We start from the raw sequence: 22905 nt of genomic DNA on the forward strand, positions 1-22905 counted from the left end.
GAAAGGTGACCAGCATTAAAGCAATAACACTGTTCTACAACAATCCTACGCTTACGCTTTCTCTGGCACCACGTTCAGCAGCGCAGTCAGCAGTTTCCAGTACAGACCGACGCTCTCAATGTGCACCTGCTCATCCGGTGAGTGTGGACCGGTAATGGTTGGCCCAATCGACACCATATCCATGTTCGGATACGGCTTCTTGAACAGACCACACTCCAGACCCGCGTGAATCACCTGAATGTTTGGCGTTTTGCCAAACAGCGCTTCGTAGGTTTTACGCGTCAGCGCCATCACTGGCGAATCGGCATCAGGCTGCCAGCCAGGATAACCGCCTTTCGGTGCCGTTTTCGCGCCAGCCAACTGGCCCAGTGAAGTCAGGGTTTCAACCACCCAATCTTTGCCGGTGTCGATCAGTGAACGAATCAGGCAGATGATTTCGGCATTGTCCTGATCCATGGTCACCACGCCGACGTTCAGCGAGGTTTCCACCACGCCTTTGGCCACGTCAGAGTTGCGGATCACGCCGTTCGGAGTGCTGTTCAGCAGGTTGATAAAGCGATCGCGGCTGTCGGTGGTCAGCGCCTGGCCTTGATGTGCCAGCGGCTCGGTGGTTAACGCAATGTTCTTCTCTTTAATGCCCAGCTCGTTCAGCAGCGTAGCCTGGAAATGGACCGCAGCCGATTTCAGTGCATCCACTTTATGGCTGTCGATCGCCAGCGTGGCAAAAGCTTCGCGCGGAATCGCATTACGCAGCGTGCCGCCAGTGAACTCAATAAGACGCACATCCAGTTCCTGCGCGTAGACCGCAAAGAAACGCGCCAGCAGTTTGTTGGCGTTGCCCAGACCATGATGAATATCGGCACCGGAGTGACCGCCCTTCAGACCTTTCAGCGTGAGCTTCAGGGTTTCAAAGCCCGCAGGTACGGCTTCGCGGGTTAATGGCAGGGTGGTGATGAAATCAATACCGCCTGCGCAACCCATGTAGATCTCACCCTCTTCTTCGGAGTCGGTGTTGATCAGGATATCGGCTTGCAGCCAGTTTGGCTGGAGACCAAATGCACCATCCATGCCCGATTCTTCGGTCATGGTCAGCAGCACTTCCAGTGGGCCGTGGGTCAGGCTGTTATCAGCCAGCACCGCCAGTGCAGAAGCCATGCCAATACCGTTGTCGGCGCCCAACGTGGTGCCACGCGCTTTAACCCACTCGCCATCAACGTAAGGTTGAATCGGATCTTTAGTGAAGTCGTGCACCGTATCGTTGTTCTTCTGCGGCACCATATCGAGGTGCGCCTGAAGTGCAACAGGGGTACGTTTTTCCATGCCCGCAGTGGCCGGTTTACGAATCAGGATATTGCCGACCTGATCGCGCTCAACCCAAAAGCCTTGCTCTTTGGCCCAGCTGACCACGTGTTCGGCCAGCGCTTCTTCATGGTAAGAAGGGTGCGGAATGGAGCAGATTTTAGCGAAAATATCCCACAGCGGTTGGGGGGAAAGTTGCGACAATTCAGACACAATGCATCTCCTGTGTCAGCGCGGCGGACATACCGCTCGCACGCCGGGTTCCAGTGAAAGATCGCCGTCAGCACATCTGACGTGATGTGGCTGAGAATATCACTGTTTTTCACCGGGTGCGTACTCAGGCGCGCTAAAATCCTGCATCCAATGCGACAGATGCTGGTTTTTAACGCGTCAGATCCTTATAATCTCGCGCAACCTTTTCCCCCTTGCCTATTTTTAAACCAACATTGTTGGTCGGGATTTCTTTTATGAGCGAAAAATACGTCGTCACCTGGGACATGTTGCAGATCCATGCCCGCAAACTGGCCCAGCGCCTGCTTCCTGTGGAACAGTGGAAAGGTATCATTGCGGTAAGCCGCGGTGGTCTGGTTCCGGCATCGCTGCTGGCGCGTGAACTGGGTATTCGCTATGTCGACACCGTGTGCATCTCAAGCTACGACCACGACCATCAGCGCGAAATGAAAGTGTTGAAGCGTGCCGAAGGCGATGGTGAAGGTTTCATCGTGATTGATGACCTGGTGGATACCGGTGGCACCGCGCAAGCGATCCGCGATATGTATCCAAAAGCGCGTTTCTGCACCATCTTCGCTAAGCCAGCTGGCCGTGCGCTGGTGGACGACTACATTGTCGATATTCCGCAGAACACCTGGATCGAACAGCCATGGGACATGGGCGTGGTTTATATCCCGCCAATCGTCAAAAGCTGATTGATGCAACGCAAACAACGCCCGGTTATGCCGGGCGTTGTGCATTCTACGCCTCGCACCCAACATGTGGGTGCAGTACACTCTTAGGCATCTATGCGACTATCGCGGGAGAACGTCTAAGATGTCGGATAAAAACCTCAGCGAAGAGCTTTTTAAGCCCCGCTTTAAACACCCGGAAACCTCCTCTCTGGTGCATCGCCAGCATCACCATCCGGTACAGGTGCACAACACCCTGGAAGGGGATACCCAACCTTGCTGGTATCGCATGCTCAACAAACTGCTGTGGACGTGGCGCGGCCTGTCTCCGCAGGAGATCAGCGAAGTGCTGGCGCGCATCGCCATCAGTGAATACGAGCATACTGATGACACTCAACTCGATACGGTGATTGGCTATCGCGGGGGTAACTGGAACTATGAGTGGTCGAAGCAGGCCGCCTTGTGGCAACAGCGGGCGATGCAGAATGAAGATCACGAAGAAGCCGGGCATCAATGGATGCGGGCATCGAACCTCTACAGTATTGCTGCCTATCCGTATATAAAAGGCGATGATTTGGCCGATCAGGCTCAGGTACTGGCGAATCGGGCGTATGAAGAAGCGACGCAGCGATTACCGGGTGAGCTGAAAGCGCTGACTTTTCAAATCAGCGGTGGCAGCCCGGTTACCGGTTTCCTGCATATGCCTGCCGGGGCCAAAGCCCCATACCCGACCGTGCTGCTGTGCGGTGGCCTGGATTCGCTGCAAAGCGATCATTATCGCCTGTTCCACGATTATCTGGCGCCGCGTGGTATCGCCATGTTGACGCTGGATATGCCTTCAGTGGGCTTTAGTAGCAAATGGACGTTGAATCAGGACACCAGCCAGCTTCACCAGCAGGTTTTGCGTGAGCTGAGTAATGTGCCGTGGATTGATCACACGCGCGTTGCGCTGTTTGGCTATCGCTTTGGCGCCAATGTCGCCACGCGACTGGCTTATCTGGAAGTGCCGCGCCTGCGTGCGGTCGCGACACTGGGCGCGATGGTGCATAACGTGTTTGTCGATGAGCAACGCCAGCAACAACTGCCAGACATGTACATGGATATGCTGGCCAGTCGTCTGGGAATGCCTTCCGCGTCTGACAGCAACCTGCGCATTGAGCTCAATCGCTATTCATTGAAGGTGCAGGGCTTACTGGGGCGTCGCACGCCGACGCCGATGCTGGCGGCTTACTGGCCGGGCGATTTGTTCAGCCCAGAAGAGGAGGCACAATTGATTGCCAACTCTTCCGCACAGGGCAAAGTATTGGCGATACCCGCCACGCCGGTGTTCTCCAGTTTTGAGAAAGCGTTAAATCAAATCTGTGACTGGTTAGCAAAACAATTGGGTGTATGACTGGCAAAAATTCGACGCTCTGCTACTACTTATATCCGGGATATTTTGCGTTGCGCGCGTGATTCGCGTAACGAGAAACAATTTTACGGTTATTTGAGGGAGAATTAGCATGACGTTACCGAGTGGTCATCCCCGTAGTCGCCTGCTGAAGCGCTTCACCGAATTGGGGCCGTACATCCGTGAAGGAAAATGTGAAGAGCAGCGTTTCTTCTTTGATTGCCTGGCGGCGTGTGTCAACGTTAAACCCGCACCCGAACTCCGTGAGTTTTGGGGCTGGTGGATGACGCTGGAAGCGCACGAAGACCATTTCACCTATGAATACCACTTTGGTTTGTTTGATAAAGACGGTGACTGGGGTGTGGCGACGATCAAAGGCAAAGAGAACAACGAGAAAGTGGAGAGTACCTTGCGTAATTTCCACGAGCGTTTGAAAGCCGTGCTGCATGACCTCAAGCTGGATCTCAAACCGGCATCGGGATTTAAAGAGGAGCCGGTGAAGCTCAGCGCTTAACCCTGCATTCCCAGAGCGTGGCTTTTAAGCCAGTCTGGTAGAGATAAAGAAGAAAGAGCCGGTGATGAGCCGGCTCTTTTTTTATAGACACATTGAGGGTAAAGCTAACTGCTTAGAACTGGTAAGTCAGACCAACAGCAACGATGTCGTCGTTGTTCAGTGACAGACGGTTGTCGTCGTTCAGCTGGTTGATTTTGTAATCAACAAAGGTAGACATGTTTTTGTTGAAGTAGTAAGTCGCGCCAACGTCGATGTATTTAACCAGGTCAGCATCGCCGATACCTTCGATATCTTTCCCTTTAGTCTGTACATAACCAATGGACGGACGCAGGCCGAAGTCGAACTGGTACTGTGCAACCAATTCAATGTTCTGTGCTTTGTTAGCCGCACCCGATACAGAAGCACCTGTCACTGAGTTGGTGCCGCTGATTGGTGTCATGTTACGGGTTTCGGTGTAGATCGCTGCCAGGTAAACGCTGTTAGCGTCATACTTGATACCTGCGCCCCATGAATCCGCTTTATCACCAGAACCGTAAGCACGAGCTTGCTGCTGGTTAGTACGGTCAGAAGAGGTGATTGCAGACATTAGGCTGATGCCGGTATCGCCAATGGTGTAACCCAGTGATGCACCGTAACCGTCGCCATTCTGGCGAGAAGTATCGGTGGCGCTACCACGTGCGTTGGCGCTGGTAGAGTCGTTTTTACCCTGGTATTGCAGCGCGAAGCGCAGGCCATCAACCAGACCGAAGAAGTTGCTGTTGCGGTAAGTCGCAACACCGGTAGCACGAGCGGTCATGAAGTTATCAGTACGCGCAGTACCGTCACCACCGAATTCTGGGAATACGTCAGTCCATGCCTCAACGTCGTACAGTACGCCGTAGTTACGACCGTAGTCGAATGAACCGTACTGACCGAATTTCAGACCCGCAAAGCCCAGACGGGTTTTGTTGCCTGAGTTAGCGTCAGAACCTTCAGAGTTGTTGACGTTGTACTGGTATTCCCACTGGCCGTAGCCGGTCATCAGATCGTTGATCTGGGTCTGACCTTTGAAGCCGATACGAACGTAAGATTTGTCACCGTCGTTTGAAGCGGCATCACTAAAGTAATGCTCAGCTTTAACGCGGCCGTAGAAGTCCAGTTTGTTGCCGTCTTTGTTATAAACTTCTGCGGCTTGGGCGGTGGAAGCCAGTGCCAGCGCTGATACGACTAATGCCAGTGTGCTCTTCTTCATTTGCTATCAATCCCAATGAGTAAAATTTGTTGTACCCTTGAAAGGGTTTGTAAAACAGGGAACTTTTTACCGACTGGTGATGAAAGTTTTATGACAGTTTTTCTGATTTCTTGTTAATCGCGAACTTTTGGTCTACCGCATTGTCAGGGGTTTTTTGTGCTTTTCCCCTTGCTGTTATTGGCTTCCTCGCTCACTCCTGATAAAACGTCCCTTCGCAGAATTTTTTCTTATATGGCAGGAAAAACATGAGTGGCAGTCAGACCCTTGTGGTCAAGTTGGGTACCAGCGTCCTCACCGGCGGTTCACGTCGGCTGAATCGTGCGCACATGGTGGAGTTGGTTCGTCAGTGTGCACAACTGCATGCGGCGGGTCATCGTATCGTTATCGTCACTTCCGGCGCGATTGCCGCTGGACGCGAACACCTGGGTTACCCCGAACTGCCGCCTACCATCGCCTCAAAGCAGCTGCTGGCTGCGGTGGGGCAGAGCCGTCTGATTCAGCTGTGGGAGCAACTGTTCTCGATTTACGGCATTCATATCGGGCAGATGTTGCTGACCCGTGCGGATATGGAAGATCGTGAACGCTTCCTCTACGCACGTGACATGCTGCGTGCGCTGCTCGACAACCATATCGTGCCGGTGATTAACGAGAACGATGCTGTTGCTACCGCAGAAATTAAAGTGGGCGATAACGATAACCTGTCTGCGCTGGCGGCGATGCTCGGCGGTGCGGATAAACTGCTGCTGCTGACCGATCAACAGGGTCTGTTCACCGCCGATCCGCGCACCAATCCTGAAGCCGAGCTGATCAGCGATGTGCACCAGATTGATGACGCATTGCGCACGTTAGCCGGAGGCAGTGTTTCAGGCCTCGGCACCGGCGGCATGGCGACTAAACTGCAGGCGGCTGATGTGGCCTGCCGTGCCGGTATCGACGTGATCATCGCGGCAGGCAGCCGCCCGGATGTGATCAGCGATGTACTGTATGGCAAGCCGGTTGGCACCCGCTTCCACGCACAGCAATCACCGCTGGAAAACCGCAAGCGCTGGATCTTCGGTGCCCCACCTGCCGGTGAAATCACCATTGATGATGGTGCACTGGCTGCGGTATTAGAGCGCGGCAGTTCACTGCTGCCGAAAGGCGTACGTGAAGTGCAGGGCAACTTCTCTCGGGGTGAAGTGATCCGCATTCGCAACCTGCAAGGTCGTGATATCGCCCATGGCGTGACGCGTTACAACAGCGATGCCATGCGCATGATTGCCGGTCATCACAGTCAGGAAATTGGCGATATCCTCGGTTACGAATATGGCCCGGTTGCGGTGCATCGTGACGATATGATCGTCAGTTAAGGAGCAGATGATGTTAGAAGAAATGGGTAAAGCGGCGCGTGCAGCCTCGTACAAACTGGCAGAACTCTCCACCGAACAAAAAAATCAGGTGCTACTGACGATTGCCGATCGTCTGGAAGCGGAAAGCGCCGACATTCTGGCGGCTAACGAGCAGGATTTGGCCGATGCGCGGCAGAATGGCATGAGCGCGGCATTGCTGGATCGCCTGACGCTCAATCCGCAGCGTCTGAAAGGTATCGCTGACGATGTGCGTCAGGTGTGCCGTTTGGCCGATCCGGTCGGGCAGTTGATCGATGGCGGCGTGCTGGACAGCGGTTTACGTATTGAACGTCGCCGCGTGCCATTGGGCGTGATTGGGGTGATTTATGAAGCGCGTCCTAACGTCACCGTGGATGTGGCTTCTCTGTGCCTGAAAACCGGCAATGCGGCGATTCTGCGCGGCGGTAAAGAGACCTATCGCACCAACGCGGCCACCGTTCGCGTGATCCAAAACGCGCTGAGCGTGCATGGCCTGCCCAAAGGGGCTGTGCAGGCGATTGAAAACCCGGATCGCGAGTTGGTTAACCAACTGCTGAAACTCGATCGCTATGTCGATATGTTGATTCCACGTGGCGGCGCAGGGTTGCACAAGCTGTGTCGTGAAAACTCGACCATTCCGGTGATCACTGGCGGTATTGGCGTGTGTCATCTCTATCTCGATGAAACCATGGATATTGAGCCCGCGCTGGAGGTGATTGTTAATGCGAAAAAACAGCGTCCGAGTGCCTGTAATTCATTGGAAACCTTGCTGATTCACCGCGATCAGGCTGAACGCTTTATTCCTGCATTTTTACAGCGGATGGCGCAGGAAAATATCCCGCTGCACGGCGATGCAAATGTCCTGCAGCTGCTGCAAAACGGTCCGGCCAGCGTCGTGGCAGTGCAAGCCGAACAGTATGATGATGAGTGGTTATCCAACGATCTCAACGTCAAGCTGGTGGCGGATCTCGACGATGCGGTTGCCCATATTCGCGAGCACGGTACCCAACACTCGGATGGCATCCTGACGCGCAGCATTGGCAATGCCAATCGCTTTGTGAATCAGGTTGATTCCTCCGCCGTCTATGTGAATGCCAGCACGCGCTTCACCGATGGGGGGCAGTTCGGTCTGGGCGCGGAAGTGGCGGTCAGTACGCAGAAGCTGCATGCGCGTGGTCCAATGGGGCTGGAAGCACTCACCACTTACAAGTGGATTGGCTGGGGCGACGATACGCTGCGCGGCTAATTTTCACTTCTGCAACCCAATGGGCACCGCAAGGGTGCCCATTTTTTTTGCTTCAGATCCAATTATTCCCAGAGCTTTTTGATTTATTTCTGTCATCTATGGCGCCGCCGCGCCTTTTCGCCCATTTTTGGTTTTAACGGCTGGTATCAGCGTCACAGAACAATCCTGAAAACCCCTGTCAGAACAAGCTGTCGGGCATTCATTACTGGTTTCCACCTCGCCGAAGGGGATAATGATCATCCAGCTTCATTGATAAAAGCTGTTGGGTAGTAAACTGACGGTAATATAAAATGAACTGGTAGCAAAAATGAAAATAACATTCAGTCTTTAACTGATGGCAGATTATTAACTGATGGTTAAAAAAGAGAGTAACAGACAAGCTTTTACTGCCAGGCTGATTGCCGCGTGTGACAGCGCGGGAATTGTCGGACATGGACGGAACAAACAGGTTGCACAGGCACTGCAGGAAAGGGGATGCAGGATCTCAACACCGGGGGTCTGGAAATGGTTCAACGCGCAATCGATTCCAGATGACAGCAATTTACTGGCGCTCAGCCAGTTACTGGACGTGCGCGTAGAATGGCTGCAGTTTGGCATGGAAAAACCCGCTGCCACGATCGGCCAGCAGACGTTGATGGACCCACAACATCTGTTCCGCGTTGAAAGTCTGGATATTGGGCAGCGTAGCGCTCAGGGCATTGCTGCGCGTGATGATCTGGTCGAAACCATTCAGGCGATCGAGTATGGGCTGGATGAGGCGCGCGTGCTGTTTAGCGGTCGTCCGGCAGAGAACATCCGACTCATCGCGCTGAACAATGATTCCATGGCTGGTACCTTTGCGCCGCGCGATCAGCTGTTTGTGGATATCAGCGTGCACCGCTTTGACGGCGACGGGATTTACCTGTTCACGCTAGACGATCAACTTTATCTCAAACGTCTGCAGCTGCAGCACAGAAAGGTCGCGGTGATCTCTGACAACAAGCGCTATGAGACCTGGTACCTGACGCTGGATGAGGCGGCCTCATTGCAGGTGGTAGCGCGTGTCATCATGAGCCAGGCCCGCGATTATCAGATTTTAGGTTGATCACAAAACGTATTGAGTGGGTAAAAAAATAATCTGGCTGAAATCATAAATTTAACTGACGGTAAATAAAAAATTAACTGTTGGTGTTTGCCAATGCATTAGAACCTGTTAATAATTTGACCATGGAAGGACGACATCACTGCTCCCGGATGAGCCCGCTCTTAAACAATTGAGGCGCTGCACAAGCGCGATACCCACCACCCAAAGTCAGTGAATTTTGGGATGGGGTGGATGCGCATTATGCAGCGTCGTCAGCTCTCTTCTGACTTCACTCTCCTCTGCTTTTCCCTGGCCGCGAACGCAGCCGGGCGGGTCGATGTCGAGTGTTTGCAGTGGAATAGCGGACGCTTCGGCTTCAGCCGACACGCCGCGCCTGCCACCCCATCGCCAAAAACTCATTCACAGGAGGAGTTATGGCGATTATCCAGTATGGCAAGTCAGTCTTCACCGGGAACGCGCGCACCCGTCGTCACCGACGCCGCCAGTCACTTAGCCGCCTGAAGCACAGTATCGACTGTGCCTTAGGCCTTGAGCCCGATAACCCAACCCTGCGTAGCGCAGAACGCATCTGCCAGCGCCAGACGCAATCGCGAGTCGACTGTGCGGTAATGGCACCTACACGAAGTCAGGCCGAAAGTGCCAGCTTCGATAACTGCTGTCTTCCCCACGTCCATTTGTACGCCGTGCGCTAAATCCTTGTCATATTTCCCAGCTTTAAGCGGAACGTTTCGTTATTGCTCACTGTTTAGCCTCGCTTGAGCGTAGCGCGGATAACGCGCGGTATCACAACGGGCAATAGATCAGTGAGATTTATGTTTTGGAGTCTTTGCGCAGTCATTTTTCCATCGTTGCGCCCGTCAAAGAGGAATCGCTATGAGCCAGATTATTGCCATTTTGAATTTTGAAGAGGGCTACCGTGAGGCGCCCTACCTTGATACGCAAGGGTTTCCTACCGTGGCCGGCGGTATCCGCATCGGACCAAAAGGAGCCTCACTCAGCAACTACATCTTCCAGGTCCCGCGACGAGTGGGGGATGTGTGGAAGCAGTGCATTGTGGAAAACAAAGTGCAGGAGATGAACCAGCGTGCTCTGGTGCAGCAAGCGCTAAGCAAGTGCAGTGAGGCGCGCTGTGATGTGCTGATCAGCATGGCATACCAATTGGGCGTCGATGGATTGTCCCTGTTTCGCGGCATGCTGAGTGCCATCACGCAGGGGGACTTTAACGGCGCTGCCAATGCCATGCTCGACAGCTTGTGGGCACGGCAAACGCCCGGGCGCGCACGGCGCCACGCAGAGGTGATGCGCAGCGGCAGCTACGACATTTATCGGGGGCTGTTATGAACATGAGATGGACGGTGTTTGTCATCGCGGTGCTGGCGGCAGTGATTGTGCTGTTGTTGCTCCAGCGTTTTACCACGCTGGAGTTCGTCAGGCATGCACGATTATTGTTCAAAACCTGGTCAGTGTGGCTGGCTTCATTGGGTTCGATGCTCAGCGCCTGGGCGCAATCCTTTCCTTCATCCGCGCTGGATGCCTGGAATGCACTGCCTCAGGACATCAAAGACATTCTTCCTCACAACTACCTCGGGTTGATTGGTGCCTTCATGGTGGCGATGGGGGTTCTGGCGCAGTTTGTCCGGCAGAAAAACCTGATCGAACAGCGCAAAACGCTGGAGGAGAAACCATGACGCTTATCACTTCACTGCTTGGCGGCAGCTGGCACTGGCTGGCTGCGCTGGCGGGCATTGTTGCGGCACTGATTGCCAGCTACTTCGGTGGCAGAAAGATTGGCAAGGTGCAGCAACAAGCCAAATCAGAGGTGGAATCCGCGAACAAAGCGGCCGTGCAGGCTGTCGCGGTTAACCAGCAGCAACAACAGTTGCGCGAGGAGGCTAAACGTGTGGAAGCCAGCAATCTTAACCTTGATGACGCTGCTGCTCGCGACAAGCTGCAGCACTCGAAATACAACCAGCCCTGAATCCCCCGTCGTTATCGACTCTGCTTGCACGCTTTTCTCCCCGATTTACACCCACGGCAATGATGCCGAGCGTATGGATGTTCGCACCGTGCGCGCCATCAACAACCACAACGATCTCTGGGATCAGCACTGCGGCCAATTGGCGCAGTAACGCCGTTCCCACACTTGCATTGCAAACCTGAAAAGGCCGAGGAGGCTATGATGATCGAAGTTAATTCATTTGCAGAACTGCGCACCACCACGCCGACTAAAAATGGCGATCTGGCGTTTTTGCGCCGCTACAACGTGGACTCCACCTTCCATGGAGGCGGTGACTTTACCGGTTTTATTGGCACCACCACCGCGGCAGACGATGGTGGTACCTTAGCCATTGGTAATGGCTTCTACTGGAAACGCGTGATTAACGATCCTTCTGACGTGAACGTCTATCACTTTGGTGCCAAAGGGGACGGTTATGCCAATGACACGGACGCGGTTAATCGCATGCTAACCTGGACGCAGAATTACAGCGGTAATATTAAGGACCTGCCGATTCGTTTTCCCGGCGGGAAGTTTTTGATCAGTCCAATTGATATCAGCGGCACCGATAACGCCTTCTTTGGCCTGCAGGGTGATGATGTTGAGCTGGGGTCACTGCCGCGTACCACGATTATCTCGGATAAGAGTGCCAATCCGGTATTCAAGGTGAAGGCGCGCCGCACCTCGATTCGCGGCATTGCCTGGAATGGTCAGGCCTCGGCCGATATCACCACCAACAAAGGCACCATCACTGCCGATATGTGCAGCAACGTCCAGCCGTTCTTCGAAAATACCTGTATCGAAGGCACCACGGTAAACATCTACTGTTTCCGCGCACAGAATAACGGCGGCACGGTGATTAAAGTGCTGGACACGCTAGACAGCAAATTTGACCAGATTTATACCCTCTACACCTATGCGCGCGTCTTCGATGTGGGCTGGTCAAATTCACCCAACGGTGTATGGGATCACTCTACCGCGATTGAGATTTGTAACTGTAACTTCCAGACGGGTTATGGTGACGCCACGTTGTATATGCCGCGTTGTACACAGGGGATTTTGCGCAATGTGTGGATCGAGCACACGCGTAATCCAGGGGACTTGTCGGATGGAGGCTGGACCATTGACACGCTCAATATCGAGGATTGCGGCAATCCTTTCAATCTCAATAATGCGCGCGTGGTGATGCGTCAAATCAACCTGCAATCCGGCGCGAAAGTGTCGAACGATCTGGTTGCCGGCAGATGGCTCTCCACCTTCGAATATGGCTATCGCCGTGACGAGAGTTACGGCAGTTTCCTGACCGGATCGTTACGTGCCGGCTATTATAGCGGCTACAAAATCACCAATAACACTTCAACCGACAACTGGTATCGCCTGGGGCAGTTGTTCTTCCCCAATGCGAACCAGCAGTGGGTGATGGAGTTTATTGGTAAAGCCGATGCCACCCAGCCCACCGGTACCGCCGGCACCCCGGTTAACGTGGCCAGTAGCGGCAAAACCTGGATCAATTTGCAACGGCTGGATACGGTGTGGGCGGATGCCTTTCATATGGGGCAGCCCGCCATCCTGGATATGCGTTACGGCCGTGTCGGCACCACTTATGCCGTGGTGTGGGTGAAGCTGAAAGCCAACAGTGGCGACACGATGCTGAACCTGAAAAATACCGGTCCGACGCGATTCGATAGCGGTTCCTGCTCGCTGTTCCAGTCTGATCTGTCGGTCGTTACCGATACCACCACCATGGGCACATTGAAGCCAGCCGCACGCTTTGGCATGCACAATGGGCTGGCGGGGATTGGTGCTAATGAGAAGGGCGTGCTGACGGTAGCCACCGCTGCCGGAACGCCAACCAATAAAACCACGCCAACCGGCTTTGTGCTGGTAAATATCAACGGTGTTGACCGTAAACTGCCCTACTACGACTGAAATCCAACCTATCTGGCGAGGCTGCGGCCTCGCCTTTTTTTTTGATCAAAATGCACACTGTGCAGTTCCGTTGCGTCGTCTATTTAAAAAAACGAGCCTGTCAGCCGCACAGGATAGCGATTTGCTCATATGGAAGGTGTTAACTCTCTTTTTATTTTAGTTAATGCGCACAAAAAACGTGAATTTGACAGGTGTGTGGTTTTTAGTACGGCACAAGGTAAAAGATGGCTCAATTTATCAGATCCGTTCTTATCTCAAGATTCATTACAGTTTAATTTACTCAGTTAATTAGCAGGTTAACTTATAGAACAAGGTGTTAGCGAAGTATGGCCTTGTCAGTCCATTTCTATCTTATTATTCCTAACAGTATTTGACTGCCGCCTTAATCAGTTTTCTGAAAACCGATTCATCCGCGCTAATCTTTTCCCTTCAACGATATCTCATTTCCAGCTAAGTAAATTCCGTATTGGCCTCCAGGCCATTGACCTCATCGCCTTGTCTGGTGAGAATGCGATTAAAAGTTTGAATCAGATCGCAAAATTAGGGCCCTGAGCCCATTGCAACACGGCTGCGAGAGTCATGTTGATTTAACGCCACTTGCCATTATCGAACGGCGAAAGACGCATCGAGATAATAAAATGGCAGGGCATACAGCAAAATCGTTAATGTCGTAACGTTCGTTGAGAAGGCCGTCTTTAGATGCACCTTTTCAATCCCGGTCGGCATTTCTTGTGGTGCAAAAAAATTCAGTAGGCTTCACCCGTTTTAATCATATGAATGGCATGTTGATAATTGGCGTTTCTTATTGATGTCACGGTGATTGCACTAAGCGTCATCTTGTCTTCAAAATAAGATTTAATGTAACTGAATGATATTTAACTGAACTCGTCTGAGTGCAGTGTGGTTTCTTTGCGTCAAAAATAGCCCGTATCAGGTAGTCAGTACACTGGTAGCTGTAAGCCAGGGGCGGTAGCCTGCGCTTTTCGTTAAATGAATGAATAATAAAATTGCACGATTTGATTAGCGATAATCTTATTTAGCCCGCCGTTTTATGAGCGTTTAAAGGCCGGTAATTCCTGCCTGAGGAAACTCCTAAATAAATCAAAGGTAATGTTAAGCCGGACGAAAGGGACGTGAAGTTTGGCTTAGCCATGAATCTCACTGAGGTTGATCTGTGAAAGATAAATTAAAAAATTCGATGTGGATGATTGCTGAAAAACTCATCGCGGTGTTTGGTCTGATTTTTGTGACGTCCTATGTCGCGAAATATGTTGGACCGACCACCTTTGGCATTATCTCACTCTCCATGCTGGTGTTTCAGTTTATTCAGTCGATCGCCGTTATGGGCAGCGATGTGATTTTGCTGAAGCGTATTTCGCAAAATCGTCATTCAGGTATTCGCCTGATGATGGCGACTTTTCTGCTGGTGATGCTGATTTACTGCGGTTTAGCGCTCAGCGGCATGGTGATCATGGGAGAGGCGTGGAGCCGTGAAGCGCTGGTATTTATCTGCGCAGCGGCGATTGCCTGTCTGTTCTCGTCGATTGATCTGGTCAATATCTACAACGAGGCCATGCTCAACGCCCGACTCAATGTGATCGCCAATGTGATTGGCCTCGCAATCAGTCTGTCAGTGCGCTTCATTATTTCATATCTGCAGCTGGATCCTCAGTTTCTGGCGATCCCCATTGTGCTGGCCACATTGCTGCCGTTCAGCATCAAGCTGGCGATCTTCTGGCGCTATCATCGCCAGGGGCCGATCCCGGCGCTGCGCCACATCAAAAAGTATTCGCGCTACATGGTGGCTTCCGGCATTTCGCTGGTGTTCTCGGTAATCGCCATCGCGATTTATACCCGCGTCAACCAACTCAGCGTTTCGTATTTCCTTGGCGTAAAAGAGGCGGGGATATTTGCTGTCGCCATGACGCTGGCAACCTCATGGGTGTTTTTACCCAATGCCTTGTTGGCCTCATTTTTTCCGGCGTTCTTTGCCGAGCGTGATGATGAGCAGTCAATTATCAAAGCGCAAAAACTGCATCTGCTGGTGCTGGGAGTATCCGCCATCGTGATCATGGCGATATGGCAACTCTCGGGCTGGTTTATCCGTGATTTTTACGGCGAGGCGTATCTCGATGCCATCGCGCCGACGCTGTTGCTCAGTGTGGGTGCGATGTGTGGTGTGCTCAGCAGCTTAATGGACCGTTTTATTATTAAGTACAACGGTTATCGCTTTTTAGTGAAAAAGACCTTTGCGGTATTAATTATCTGCCTGGCATCGTCCATTTTATTGGTGCCACTTTTGGGTTTAACCGGCGCTGCCCTCAGCGTGGTATTAACCGAATTCCTCTCTTTCTCGCTGCTTAATTATTTCTTCACTGCGCAACCGGTGATGCGTATTCATCAGATTTTTTTCAACCCCAGGAAACTATGGCAGTTATTTGTCAATTACAAAACCTCAGACAGTAAAGAGAGTTTATCATGAATGAAAAACCACTTTTCAGTATTATTATTCCCGTCTATAACTCACAAAAAACCATCAAGCGGACATTGCTGAGTGTGCTTAATCAGACATTCAGTAATTATGAAATTGTGGTGGTCAATGATGGTAGCACTGATTCAACCCTAAACGTACTGGAGGAGTTTTCACGTTATTCTCAGGTCACGGTGATCAACCAAAGGAACGCCGGTGTCAGCGCGGCTCGCAATAGCGGGTTGCAGCAGGCCAGTGGGGAATATGTTCTGTTCCTCGATGCAGATGATTGGGTGGATGATGATTTCCTGATGATCTTCAAACAGAATCTGGAGGCATGGCCAACGGAGTCGATAGATCTGATGGTAGGCAACCTCAACGACGGTCGCGTGGGCAAGGTCTCTCGGGCTGGCTTCTTCAGCAATGAGGATATTCCTTATGTGCTCGGTGAGCTGGAGATGAGCGACAACATTGGTTATTTGCATAACAAGTGTTATCGCCGTCAGATACTGAGTGAGCTGAACCTGCGCTTTATCGAGGGGATCTCGATGAGTGAGGACCTGTTATTTAACCTCAAATTCTTCAGCTGTATTAGCAATTTTCTGGTCACTCAGGGAACGCCCTACCATTATGAAGATGTTGCCGGTTCATTATCCAAGCAAAAGGTTCATTACAGCGAGCTTAAAGTCAGGAAACAGTTTCTGACCACGCTGTATGATTCTATCGTTGAGAAATATCAGGGAAGCAATCTCGATTACCTGTTAAAAGGCATTTCAAAACGCGTGCTGGCGTTAGACATGCAAATTGTCACAGCGATGTATCATTCGTCGTTTTCACCTGCGGATATCGCGCAGGAAATTAATGAAATAAAGCGGGGGAAATACTCGAAAGGGATTTTCATTCTGCTGAATAAAAATGAAAAACTGAAGTACATGATTATGAATTTGAATACTATCACAGCGTACTATTTCCTTTATGCACTCTACAGAATGCGCGCATTCTGATTTGAAATTCCCCCGGAATTATTCTCTGTCATTGTCTGCTGCGGATATTCCTCAGAATACCGAGTGGAACGATGGCTTCGCCAGAGAGCAGTTGCCGGGGGAGTTTCACCTTTCTCTACTGCAGTCCCTGTGGCAACGGTTCGCCGTTGCCACATTTTCCCTGCCAGCACGACCTGCCTTTCACTCCTCGCTGTCTCGCGCATGATTCTCCTGCTAATACCCTGGGCAGTCTGCCATTCGAGCCCGACAAATCCTTGCACTTCAGCATGCTCTCAGGTCAAATAGCGCCCCATGCAAACGTTTGCGTGCGTAAGTCATGCAATTTTGTTGCTTTAATGACCGATTCACGCATTTATGACGGCTTTGTGATGCATGTCTTGCGTTCAGGCAACCTTAAGTCGTCAAAAACGCGTAGCATGTGCCCCGTCGCACCAATGGCATGTTTAGCCGCCGTGATTTCGGCTGCATTGTTTAAAAAGCTTTAAATTCTGGAGAGACAGATGGACAACTCACAAACCGTTGCGCAGGGCACGGTTGAGGCCCGTTCAACAGGCTGGCGTAAAAGTGATACCGTGTGGATGCTGGGCCTCTACGGTACAGCGATAGGCGCAGGCGTTTTGTTCCTGCCTATCAATGCAGGTGCAGGTGGTCTAATCCCCCTGATTATTATGACAATCCTCGCGTTCCCCATGACCTACTATGCACACCGTGCTCTGACGCGCTTTGTGCTGTCGGGTAAAAATCCTGGTGAAGATATTACTGAAGTGGTGGAAGAGCATTTCGGTGTGGGCGCCGGCAAGATCATCACCTTGCTCTATTTCTTCGCTATTTTCCCGATCCTGCTGATGTACAGCGTGGCGATCACCAACACCGTCGACAGCTTCATCGTGCACCAACTCGGTATGGTGTCGCCGCCGCGCGTGGTGCTGTCATTGGTCCTGATCATTGGCATGATGACCGTGGTGCGCTTTGGCGAGCAGATGATCGTGAAAGCGATGAGCGTGCTGGTGTTCCCGTTTGTCGCGGTGCTGATGTTGCTGGCGGCTTATCTGGTACCACACTGGCACGGCGCAGCCCTGGAAACGCTGTCTTTCAGCCAGGGGGCGGGCGATAGCAGCATCTGGATGACGCTGTGGCTGGCGATTCCGGTGATGGTGTTCTCCTTCAACCACTCGCCGATTATCTCGTCGTTTGCGGTGGCGAAGCGCAATGAATATGGCGCAGGCGCGGAAAAGAAATGCTCACGCATTCTCGCCAGCGCACATCTGATGATGGTGGTGACGGTGATGTTCTTCGTCTTCAGCTGCGTGCTGAGCCTGTCACCCGCGGATTTGCAGGCGGCGAAAGATCAAAACATCACCATTCTTTCCTATCTGGCGAACCACTTTAATGTGCCGATGATTGCCTGGATGGGACCGATTGTGGCGATGGTCGCCATCACCAAATCGTTCCTTGGCCACTATCTGGGCGCGCGTGAAGGCTTCAATGGAATTGTGGTGAAATCGCTGCGCAGCCGGGGGAAAAACGTTTCGCCTCAGCGTCTGAACCGCGTGACAACCGGCTTTATGCTGCTGACCACCTGGCTGGTTGCCACCTGGAATCCGAGCATTCTCGGGATGATTGAAACTCTGGGCGGACCGATCATTGCGATGATTCTGTTCCTGATGCCGATGTACGCGATTCAGAAAGTCCCGGCGATGCGTCAGTACAGTGGCAAAATCAGCAATGTGTTTGTGGTCATTGTTGGCCTGTTAGCGATTTCGTCGATTGCGTATTCGCTGATGAATTAATGCAAAAGGGCGGCGCGATTCCTCGCGCCGCTCTGTCTTACACTGCCGCTGTCTTGAAGACGCTCATTGACTGCGCCAGTCGATCGGCCTGCTCCTGCAACGCTTGTGAAGCGGCAGAGGCTTCCTGCACCAACGCGGCATTCTGCTGAGTGACCGCTTCCATCTGGGTAATGGCCAGATTGATCTCACTGATACCGCTGCTTTGTTCGCTGCTGGCAATGGTGATTTCACTCATGATATCCGCCACGCTCTTCACGCTGTTCACCACTTCACCAATGGTGGTTCCCGCATGTGTCACCAGACGGCTGCCTTCATCCACTTTCGAGACTGAATCTTCAATCAGGACTTTGATCTCTTTCGCGGCAGAGGCGGAGCGCTGTGCCAGATTGCGCACTTCTGTCGCCACCACGGCAAATCCACGGCCTTGTTCACCCGCGCGAGCGGCTTCAACCGCAGCGTTGAGTGAGAGAATGTTGGTCTGGAAGGCAATGGAATCGATCACGCTGATGATATCGACGATCTTCTTAGAAGAGAGGGTGATCGCTTCCATCTTCTCGATGACCTGTTCCATCACCACGCCACCCTCTTTGGCGACGGTTGAGGTGGTGGCCACCAGCTGATTGGCTTCACGCGCGTTATCCGCATTGTGCTTCACGGTCGCGGTCATCTGCTCCATGGCAGAGGCGGTCTCTTCCAGCGAGCTGGCCTGCTGCTCGGTACGGGATGAGAGATCGATGTTACCGCTGGAGATCTGATTCGACGCGACGGCAATGGTGTCAGAACCGGCGCGTACGTTCGACACAATCGTCAGCAGGTTATCGTTCATCGCCTGCAGTGCCTGCATCAGCACGGCGGTTTCGTCTTTACCGCTAACTTCAATGTGTGAACTGAGGTCGCCCGCCGCGACTTTCTCGGCAATGCCCACCGCTTCATTCAGCGGACGCACAATTGAGCGCGTCAGCATAAAGCCAAGCAGCACGGAGGCGGCAATCGCGATCGCCGAGAAGATCAGCGTGATTTCGATGGCGGTAGAGCCGTCATCAATAATGCCAGAGCCCTCTTTGCGCAGTTGATCTGACTGTGAGTTGGCAAAAGCCACCGCGCTATCAAGGTAGGCGTTCTGGGTGCTGGTGATTTTCTTCAGCACATAAGTGCTGGCTTCCTCGAGCTTGCCTGCACGAATCAGATCCAGCACTTCATTCTTTTGCTGCTCAAACAGTTGGCTGGCGGCCAGCAGGCCGGCGATTTTCTTTTTACCGATTTCGGTAACCTGAATGGCTTCAATCTTTTTCATGGCGCTGTTGGTGCGCTCGGTTGCCTCATCCAACTGCTTATAACGTTGCACGTTATTTTCCGGACGCAGCGTGTCAATCACCATGCCGCGCAGGTATTTGATCTGATCGTTCACGCCATCGCGCACGTCAAAACCCAAACGGACTTTGACATAGCGGTCTTCCACAATTGAGGTGATGCCATTTTTGATGTTGTTAATTTTCATAATCGACGTCACACCGACTACTCCCAGTAGGGCCACGACAAGCGCGAAGGCTATCCCTAAACGGGCGCCCACTTTCATATTCTTTAAGCTCAACATTGGTTCTCCCCGTAATGCTAAATAGTGTTGTTTTCAAGACGGAAAAGCAGGCAGTTGGCCTGCATCAGGCTGATGTTTTATAAGGAAAAGATACTTACCGGGCGTAATTAATCGGGTATGGCAGCACCGGTTCAAGCGCTATCAGTTATCGGTTGTTAATGTTTTAACTTTAATTTTTTAGAGGCGCGTCACAAAATCGTTAACGTGATTAATGAGTGGATCGGTGTGTGTGAGCGCAGGCAGGGCGTAAAAAAGGCGCGAAAATCGCGCCTGATTAAAAAAGGGGGAGGATAAAAAAGGATTAGCGTTTCTTCTCCAGTACGCGATGAATGACGCTCGACAGTTCGTTAATCTCAAATTTCGCCACATAGCCATCGGCGCCGACTTTACGCACGTGGTCTTCGTTGGCGCTGCCGGAGAGCGAGGAGTGGATCACCACCGGAATCTGGCGTAATGCGTCGTCGCGTTTGATATTGCGCGTGAGCGTAAAACCATCCATCTCTGGCATTTCGAGATCGGTCAACACCAGCGCGATCTTGTCGTGGATCGACTCGCCTGCCGCTGCGGCTTCTTTCTGCATCTCGTTAATTTTGATCCAGGCTTCCAGACCGGTGTTATGCATGATGGCTGGAATGCCCATGCTTTTCAGGCCCTGCTCCAGTAGCTGGCGCGCGACTTTGGAGTCCTCCGCGACAATCGCCACCTGGCCGGGCTTGAGGTTGAAGTCTTTCGCCGTTTCAGCACTCGGCTCAACGCCGCGCACGGAAGGGATGATGTCATACAGAATTTGCTCAACGTCCAGCACCATCGCCAGGTTGTTACTCTGACCGTCGGTGTCGAGGCAGGCGATACTGGTGATATTGCGGCTACCAATGCCGGCTTCAGCGGTGTGCACCTGATTCCAGTCCAGGCGCACAATATTTTCCACCGACTCCACAGCAAAGGCCTGCGTGCTGCGCGCATATTCGGTGACCAGCAGCAGATTGAGGCCGGTTTCCGGTTTGCAACCGGTCACCGCGGGCAGGTCGATGACCGGGATAAACTGACCGCGAATACTGGCCATACCGAGCAGCGGTGATTGCATACCCGCCGCACGGGTAATGGTCGGCATTGGCACGATTTCACGCAGTTTGAATACGTTGATGCCGTAGAGCTCAGATTTGCCTTTCAGCTGATCGGAACCCAGGCGGAACAGCAGCAGTTCGAATTTATTGGAAAGCGCAAGGTTAGCGCGTTCATCGATCTCTTTCTGAAAATTATCCATCATGGCCTCAAGCGGAATCTGGGCAGGTAAAGGGGCAATGATTAACTTATCGGCAGCGCGGGAAAAAAATGAAGGGGCGGGCAGAAATTTTAGCGCGAGAGCGGATGCCCTCGCGTAAAAGGGGATTACTTCAGCAGGATGGCGCGGACGCTTTTGCCTTTGATCTTGCCTTCTTTCAGCTTGATCAGCGCTTTCTTCGCCTGTGCCGCATCGATCGCGACATAAGCATGCGTCTGCGTCAGGTCGATCTTGCCGATCTGATCGCCGCTAAATCCGGCTTCACCGGTGAGAGCACCGAGAATATCGCCCGGGCGGATTTTGGCTTTGCGCCCACCATCAATGCACAGCGTCATTTTAGTGGCAGGCAGAGCTTGCGCCGCTTTGCCCTTCAAGGTGGCGGAGGAAACCCAGTTGAGTTTCTGGCTCAGATACTCTTCCAGTGCATTAGCACGCACCATTTCATCGGGCGCGACAAAGCTCACGGCTAACCCTTTCTCACCCGCGCGACCGGTGCGGCCGATGCGGTGGATATGCACCTCAGGATCCCAGGCCAACTGGAAGTTCACCACTAACGCCAGCGATTTGATATCCAGCCCGCGCGCGGCCACATCGGTGGCAATCAACACGCGGATGCTGCCATTGGCGAATCGGATCAGGACGCGCTCACGGTCGCGCTGTTCCAGATCGCCATGCAGCGCCAACGCGCTGATCTGACGATCGTTCAACGCGGCGGCGATATCATCACATTCACGTTTGGTATTACAGAACACCACGCAGGAAGACGGCTGCTGTTGGCTCAGTAATGCACTCAGCAGGTTGCCGCGCTCATGGGCGCTGGCTTCAATAAACTGTTGCTCAATAGCAGGCAGTTCGGCTTTGTCTTCCGTGGCCACGGCCAATGCATCACGCTGGAAGCGCTGGCTGAGGCTGGCAATAGTGTCTGGCCAGGTGGCAGAAAACAGCAGTGTCTGACGTGCTTCCGGCGTGAACCCGATGATGGCTTCCATGTCATCGCGGAACCCCATCTCCAGCATGCGATCGGCTTCATCTAACACCAGCGTCTGCAGTGCGTTGAGGTCGAGATTGTCACGCTTGAGATGATCAAGGATACGGCCCGGCGTGCCGACCACAATATGTGGGGCATGCACCAGCGAATCGCGCTGCGCGCTCATCGGCTGGCCGCCACACAACGTCAAAATTTTAATGTTGCGGGTGAAGCGCGCGAGTTGGCGCAGCACGTTACTCACCTGATCCGCCAATTCGCGGGTAGGGCATAACACCAAAGCCTGGGTCTGGAAGCGGCTGATATCGATGCGTTGCAGCAAGCCAATACCAAAGGCTGCCGTTTTACCGCTGCCGGTTTTCGCCTGCGCACGCACATCGCGCCCTTCAAGAATGGCGGGCAATGAAGCCGCCTGAATAGGTGTCATGGCGTCGAAGCCCATCTCGCGCAGGTTGTCGAGTTGGCTGGCAGGGAGTTGCGTCAGGGTAGAAAAAGCGGTCACGGGAATGTCTCAAATAGCGGTCAGGATTGCGGCGGTCAGTCTCGCAGAAAGGGCTGCTATCGGCAATGCAAATCGCGTCATTGATAACATAGTGAAATCGATTAGCGTGATGATCGTTTGGCTAATTATTCACCTTTTATAGATGTGAAATTCTAATCATTTTTGTCAGTATGGCCGGTTGTTTTAAACGGTGTGAAACGTCTTTTTTGAATTAAAAGGTGCAATTAGCGTTGATAAAGGGACTATATAGCGTCTTTTTGACCTGTTTTTGTCTATGTTACGCTTATGTGTCACTTAAGATGGGTAAAATTCCGATTAAA

General features: G+C 52.5%; 19 protein-coding genes. 14 read left to right on the forward strand and 5 right to left on the reverse strand.

Translation table 11 applies throughout. The annotated features are described in order from the left end of the window. Positions 1–51: 51 nt before the first annotated feature. Complete coding sequence (gene pepD, locus IAE30_RS10440) at positions 52–1512, reverse strand: beta-Ala-His dipeptidase (RefSeq protein WP_200679536.1); 1461 nt, start codon at positions 1510–1512, stop codon at positions 52–54. Between the two features lie 254 nt (positions 1513–1766). Between pepD and gpt the strand changes: the two genes are divergently transcribed. The 3 genes from gpt to crl all read left to right on the forward strand — a co-directional run bounded on the left by gpt (position 1767) and on the right by crl (position 4105). Beyond that, the gene (gene gpt / locus IAE30_RS10445; protein WP_007887137.1) at positions 1767–2225 is read left to right on the forward strand and encodes a xanthine phosphoribosyltransferase; all 459 of its coding nucleotides are present in this window, start codon (positions 1767–1769) and stop codon (positions 2223–2225) included. A 121-nt stretch (positions 2226–2346) separates the two neighbouring features. After that, positions 2347–3594, forward strand: a complete 1248-nt coding sequence (gene frsA, locus IAE30_RS10450) for an esterase FrsA (RefSeq protein ID WP_038648760.1) — start codon at positions 2347–2349, stop codon at positions 3592–3594. Between the two features lie 109 nt (positions 3595–3703). Continuing rightward, positions 3704–4105: a sigma factor-binding protein Crl gene (gene crl / locus IAE30_RS10455; RefSeq protein ID WP_038648758.1), complete on the forward strand. Its 402-nt coding sequence runs from the start codon at positions 3704–3706 to the stop codon at positions 4103–4105. Positions 4106–4217: 112 nt separating this feature from the next. On the opposite strand, the gene ompC is transcribed toward crl, so the two are convergent. Continuing rightward, entirely contained in the window at positions 4218–5336 is a 1119-nt protein-coding gene (gene ompC / locus IAE30_RS10460) for a porin OmpC (protein ID WP_038648755.1), read from the reverse strand. 245 nt (positions 5337–5581) lie between these two features. Here ompC and proB point away from each other — a divergent pair, with 245 nt between their 5' ends. The 11 genes from proB (at position 5582) to IAE30_RS10515 (ending at position 18222) form a co-directional block, all read left to right on the forward strand. Further along, positions 5582–6685, forward strand: coding sequence for a glutamate 5-kinase (proB, locus tag IAE30_RS10465; protein WP_038648752.1), 1104 nt, complete (start codon positions 5582–5584; stop codon positions 6683–6685). Positions 6686–6695: 10 nt separating this feature from the next. Continuing rightward, positions 6696–7949 carry a glutamate-5-semialdehyde dehydrogenase gene (proA, locus tag IAE30_RS10470; protein WP_200679757.1) on the forward strand — a complete coding sequence of 418 codons (1254 nt, stop codon included), beginning with the start codon at positions 6696–6698 and terminating at the stop codon, positions 7947–7949. Between the two features lie 352 nt (positions 7950–8301). Beyond that, positions 8302–9033, forward strand: a complete 732-nt coding sequence (locus IAE30_RS10475; protein WP_038648747.1) for a S24 family peptidase — start codon at positions 8302–8304, stop codon at positions 9031–9033. Between the two features lie 413 nt (positions 9034–9446). Continuing rightward, positions 9447–9725 carry a hypothetical protein gene (locus IAE30_RS10480; RefSeq protein WP_071845630.1) on the forward strand — a complete coding sequence of 93 codons (279 nt, stop codon included), beginning with the start codon at positions 9447–9449 and terminating at the stop codon, positions 9723–9725. A 181-nt stretch (positions 9726–9906) separates the two neighbouring features. Beyond that, entirely contained in the window at positions 9907–10374 is a 468-nt protein-coding gene (locus IAE30_RS10485; RefSeq protein ID WP_038648745.1) for a hypothetical protein, read from the forward strand. 2 nt (positions 10375–10376) lie between these two features. Continuing rightward, positions 10377–10721, forward strand: a complete 345-nt coding sequence (locus IAE30_RS10490) for a hypothetical protein (RefSeq protein ID WP_200679759.1) — start codon at positions 10377–10379, stop codon at positions 10719–10721. Beyond that, a complete protein-coding gene (locus tag IAE30_RS10495; RefSeq protein WP_038648740.1) occupies positions 10718–11011 on the forward strand; it encodes a hypothetical protein in 294 nt (97 codons plus the stop codon). Before IAE30_RS10490 ends, IAE30_RS10495 begins: the two co-directional genes overlap by 4 nt. A gap of 201 nt (positions 11012–11212) precedes the next feature. Continuing rightward, the gene (locus IAE30_RS10500; protein WP_200538299.1) at positions 11213–12958 is read left to right on the forward strand and encodes an amylovoran biosynthesis protein AmsF; all 1746 of its coding nucleotides are present in this window, start codon (positions 11213–11215) and stop codon (positions 12956–12958) included. Between the two features lie 1174 nt (positions 12959–14132). After that, a complete protein-coding gene (locus IAE30_RS10505) occupies positions 14133–15440 on the forward strand; it encodes an oligosaccharide flippase family protein (RefSeq protein ID WP_045813731.1) in 1308 nt (435 codons plus the stop codon). Continuing rightward, positions 15437–16432 carry a glycosyltransferase family A protein gene (locus tag IAE30_RS10510; RefSeq protein WP_038648733.1) on the forward strand — a complete coding sequence of 332 codons (996 nt, stop codon included), beginning with the start codon at positions 15437–15439 and terminating at the stop codon, positions 16430–16432. Before IAE30_RS10505 ends, IAE30_RS10510 begins: the two co-directional genes overlap by 4 nt. A gap of 500 nt (positions 16433–16932) precedes the next feature. After that, complete coding sequence (locus IAE30_RS10515; protein ID WP_200679538.1) at positions 16933–18222, forward strand: HAAAP family serine/threonine permease; 1290 nt, start codon at positions 16933–16935, stop codon at positions 18220–18222. 37 nt (positions 18223–18259) lie between these two features. On the opposite strand, the gene IAE30_RS10520 is transcribed toward IAE30_RS10515, so the two are convergent. From IAE30_RS10520 to dbpA, 3 genes are all read right to left on the reverse strand, one after another. Then, on the reverse strand, positions 18260–19816 hold the full coding sequence (locus tag IAE30_RS10520) for a methyl-accepting chemotaxis protein (protein ID WP_200679540.1): 1557 nt from the start codon (positions 19814–19816) through the stop codon (positions 18260–18262). Between the two features lie 301 nt (positions 19817–20117). Continuing rightward, positions 20118–21080, reverse strand: coding sequence for a chemotaxis protein (locus IAE30_RS10525; protein WP_034825306.1), 963 nt, complete (start codon positions 21078–21080; stop codon positions 20118–20120). Between the two features lie 125 nt (positions 21081–21205). Beyond that, the gene (gene dbpA, locus IAE30_RS10530; protein ID WP_038648727.1) at positions 21206–22585 is read right to left on the reverse strand and encodes an ATP-dependent RNA helicase DbpA; all 1380 of its coding nucleotides are present in this window, start codon (positions 22583–22585) and stop codon (positions 21206–21208) included. Between the last annotated feature and the right edge of the window lie 320 nt (positions 22586–22905).

It is taken from the genome of Pantoea sp. S61 (genome assembly GCF_016625145.1).
GTDB lineage: Bacteria > Pseudomonadota > Gammaproteobacteria > Enterobacterales > Enterobacteriaceae > Pantoea > Pantoea rwandensis_B.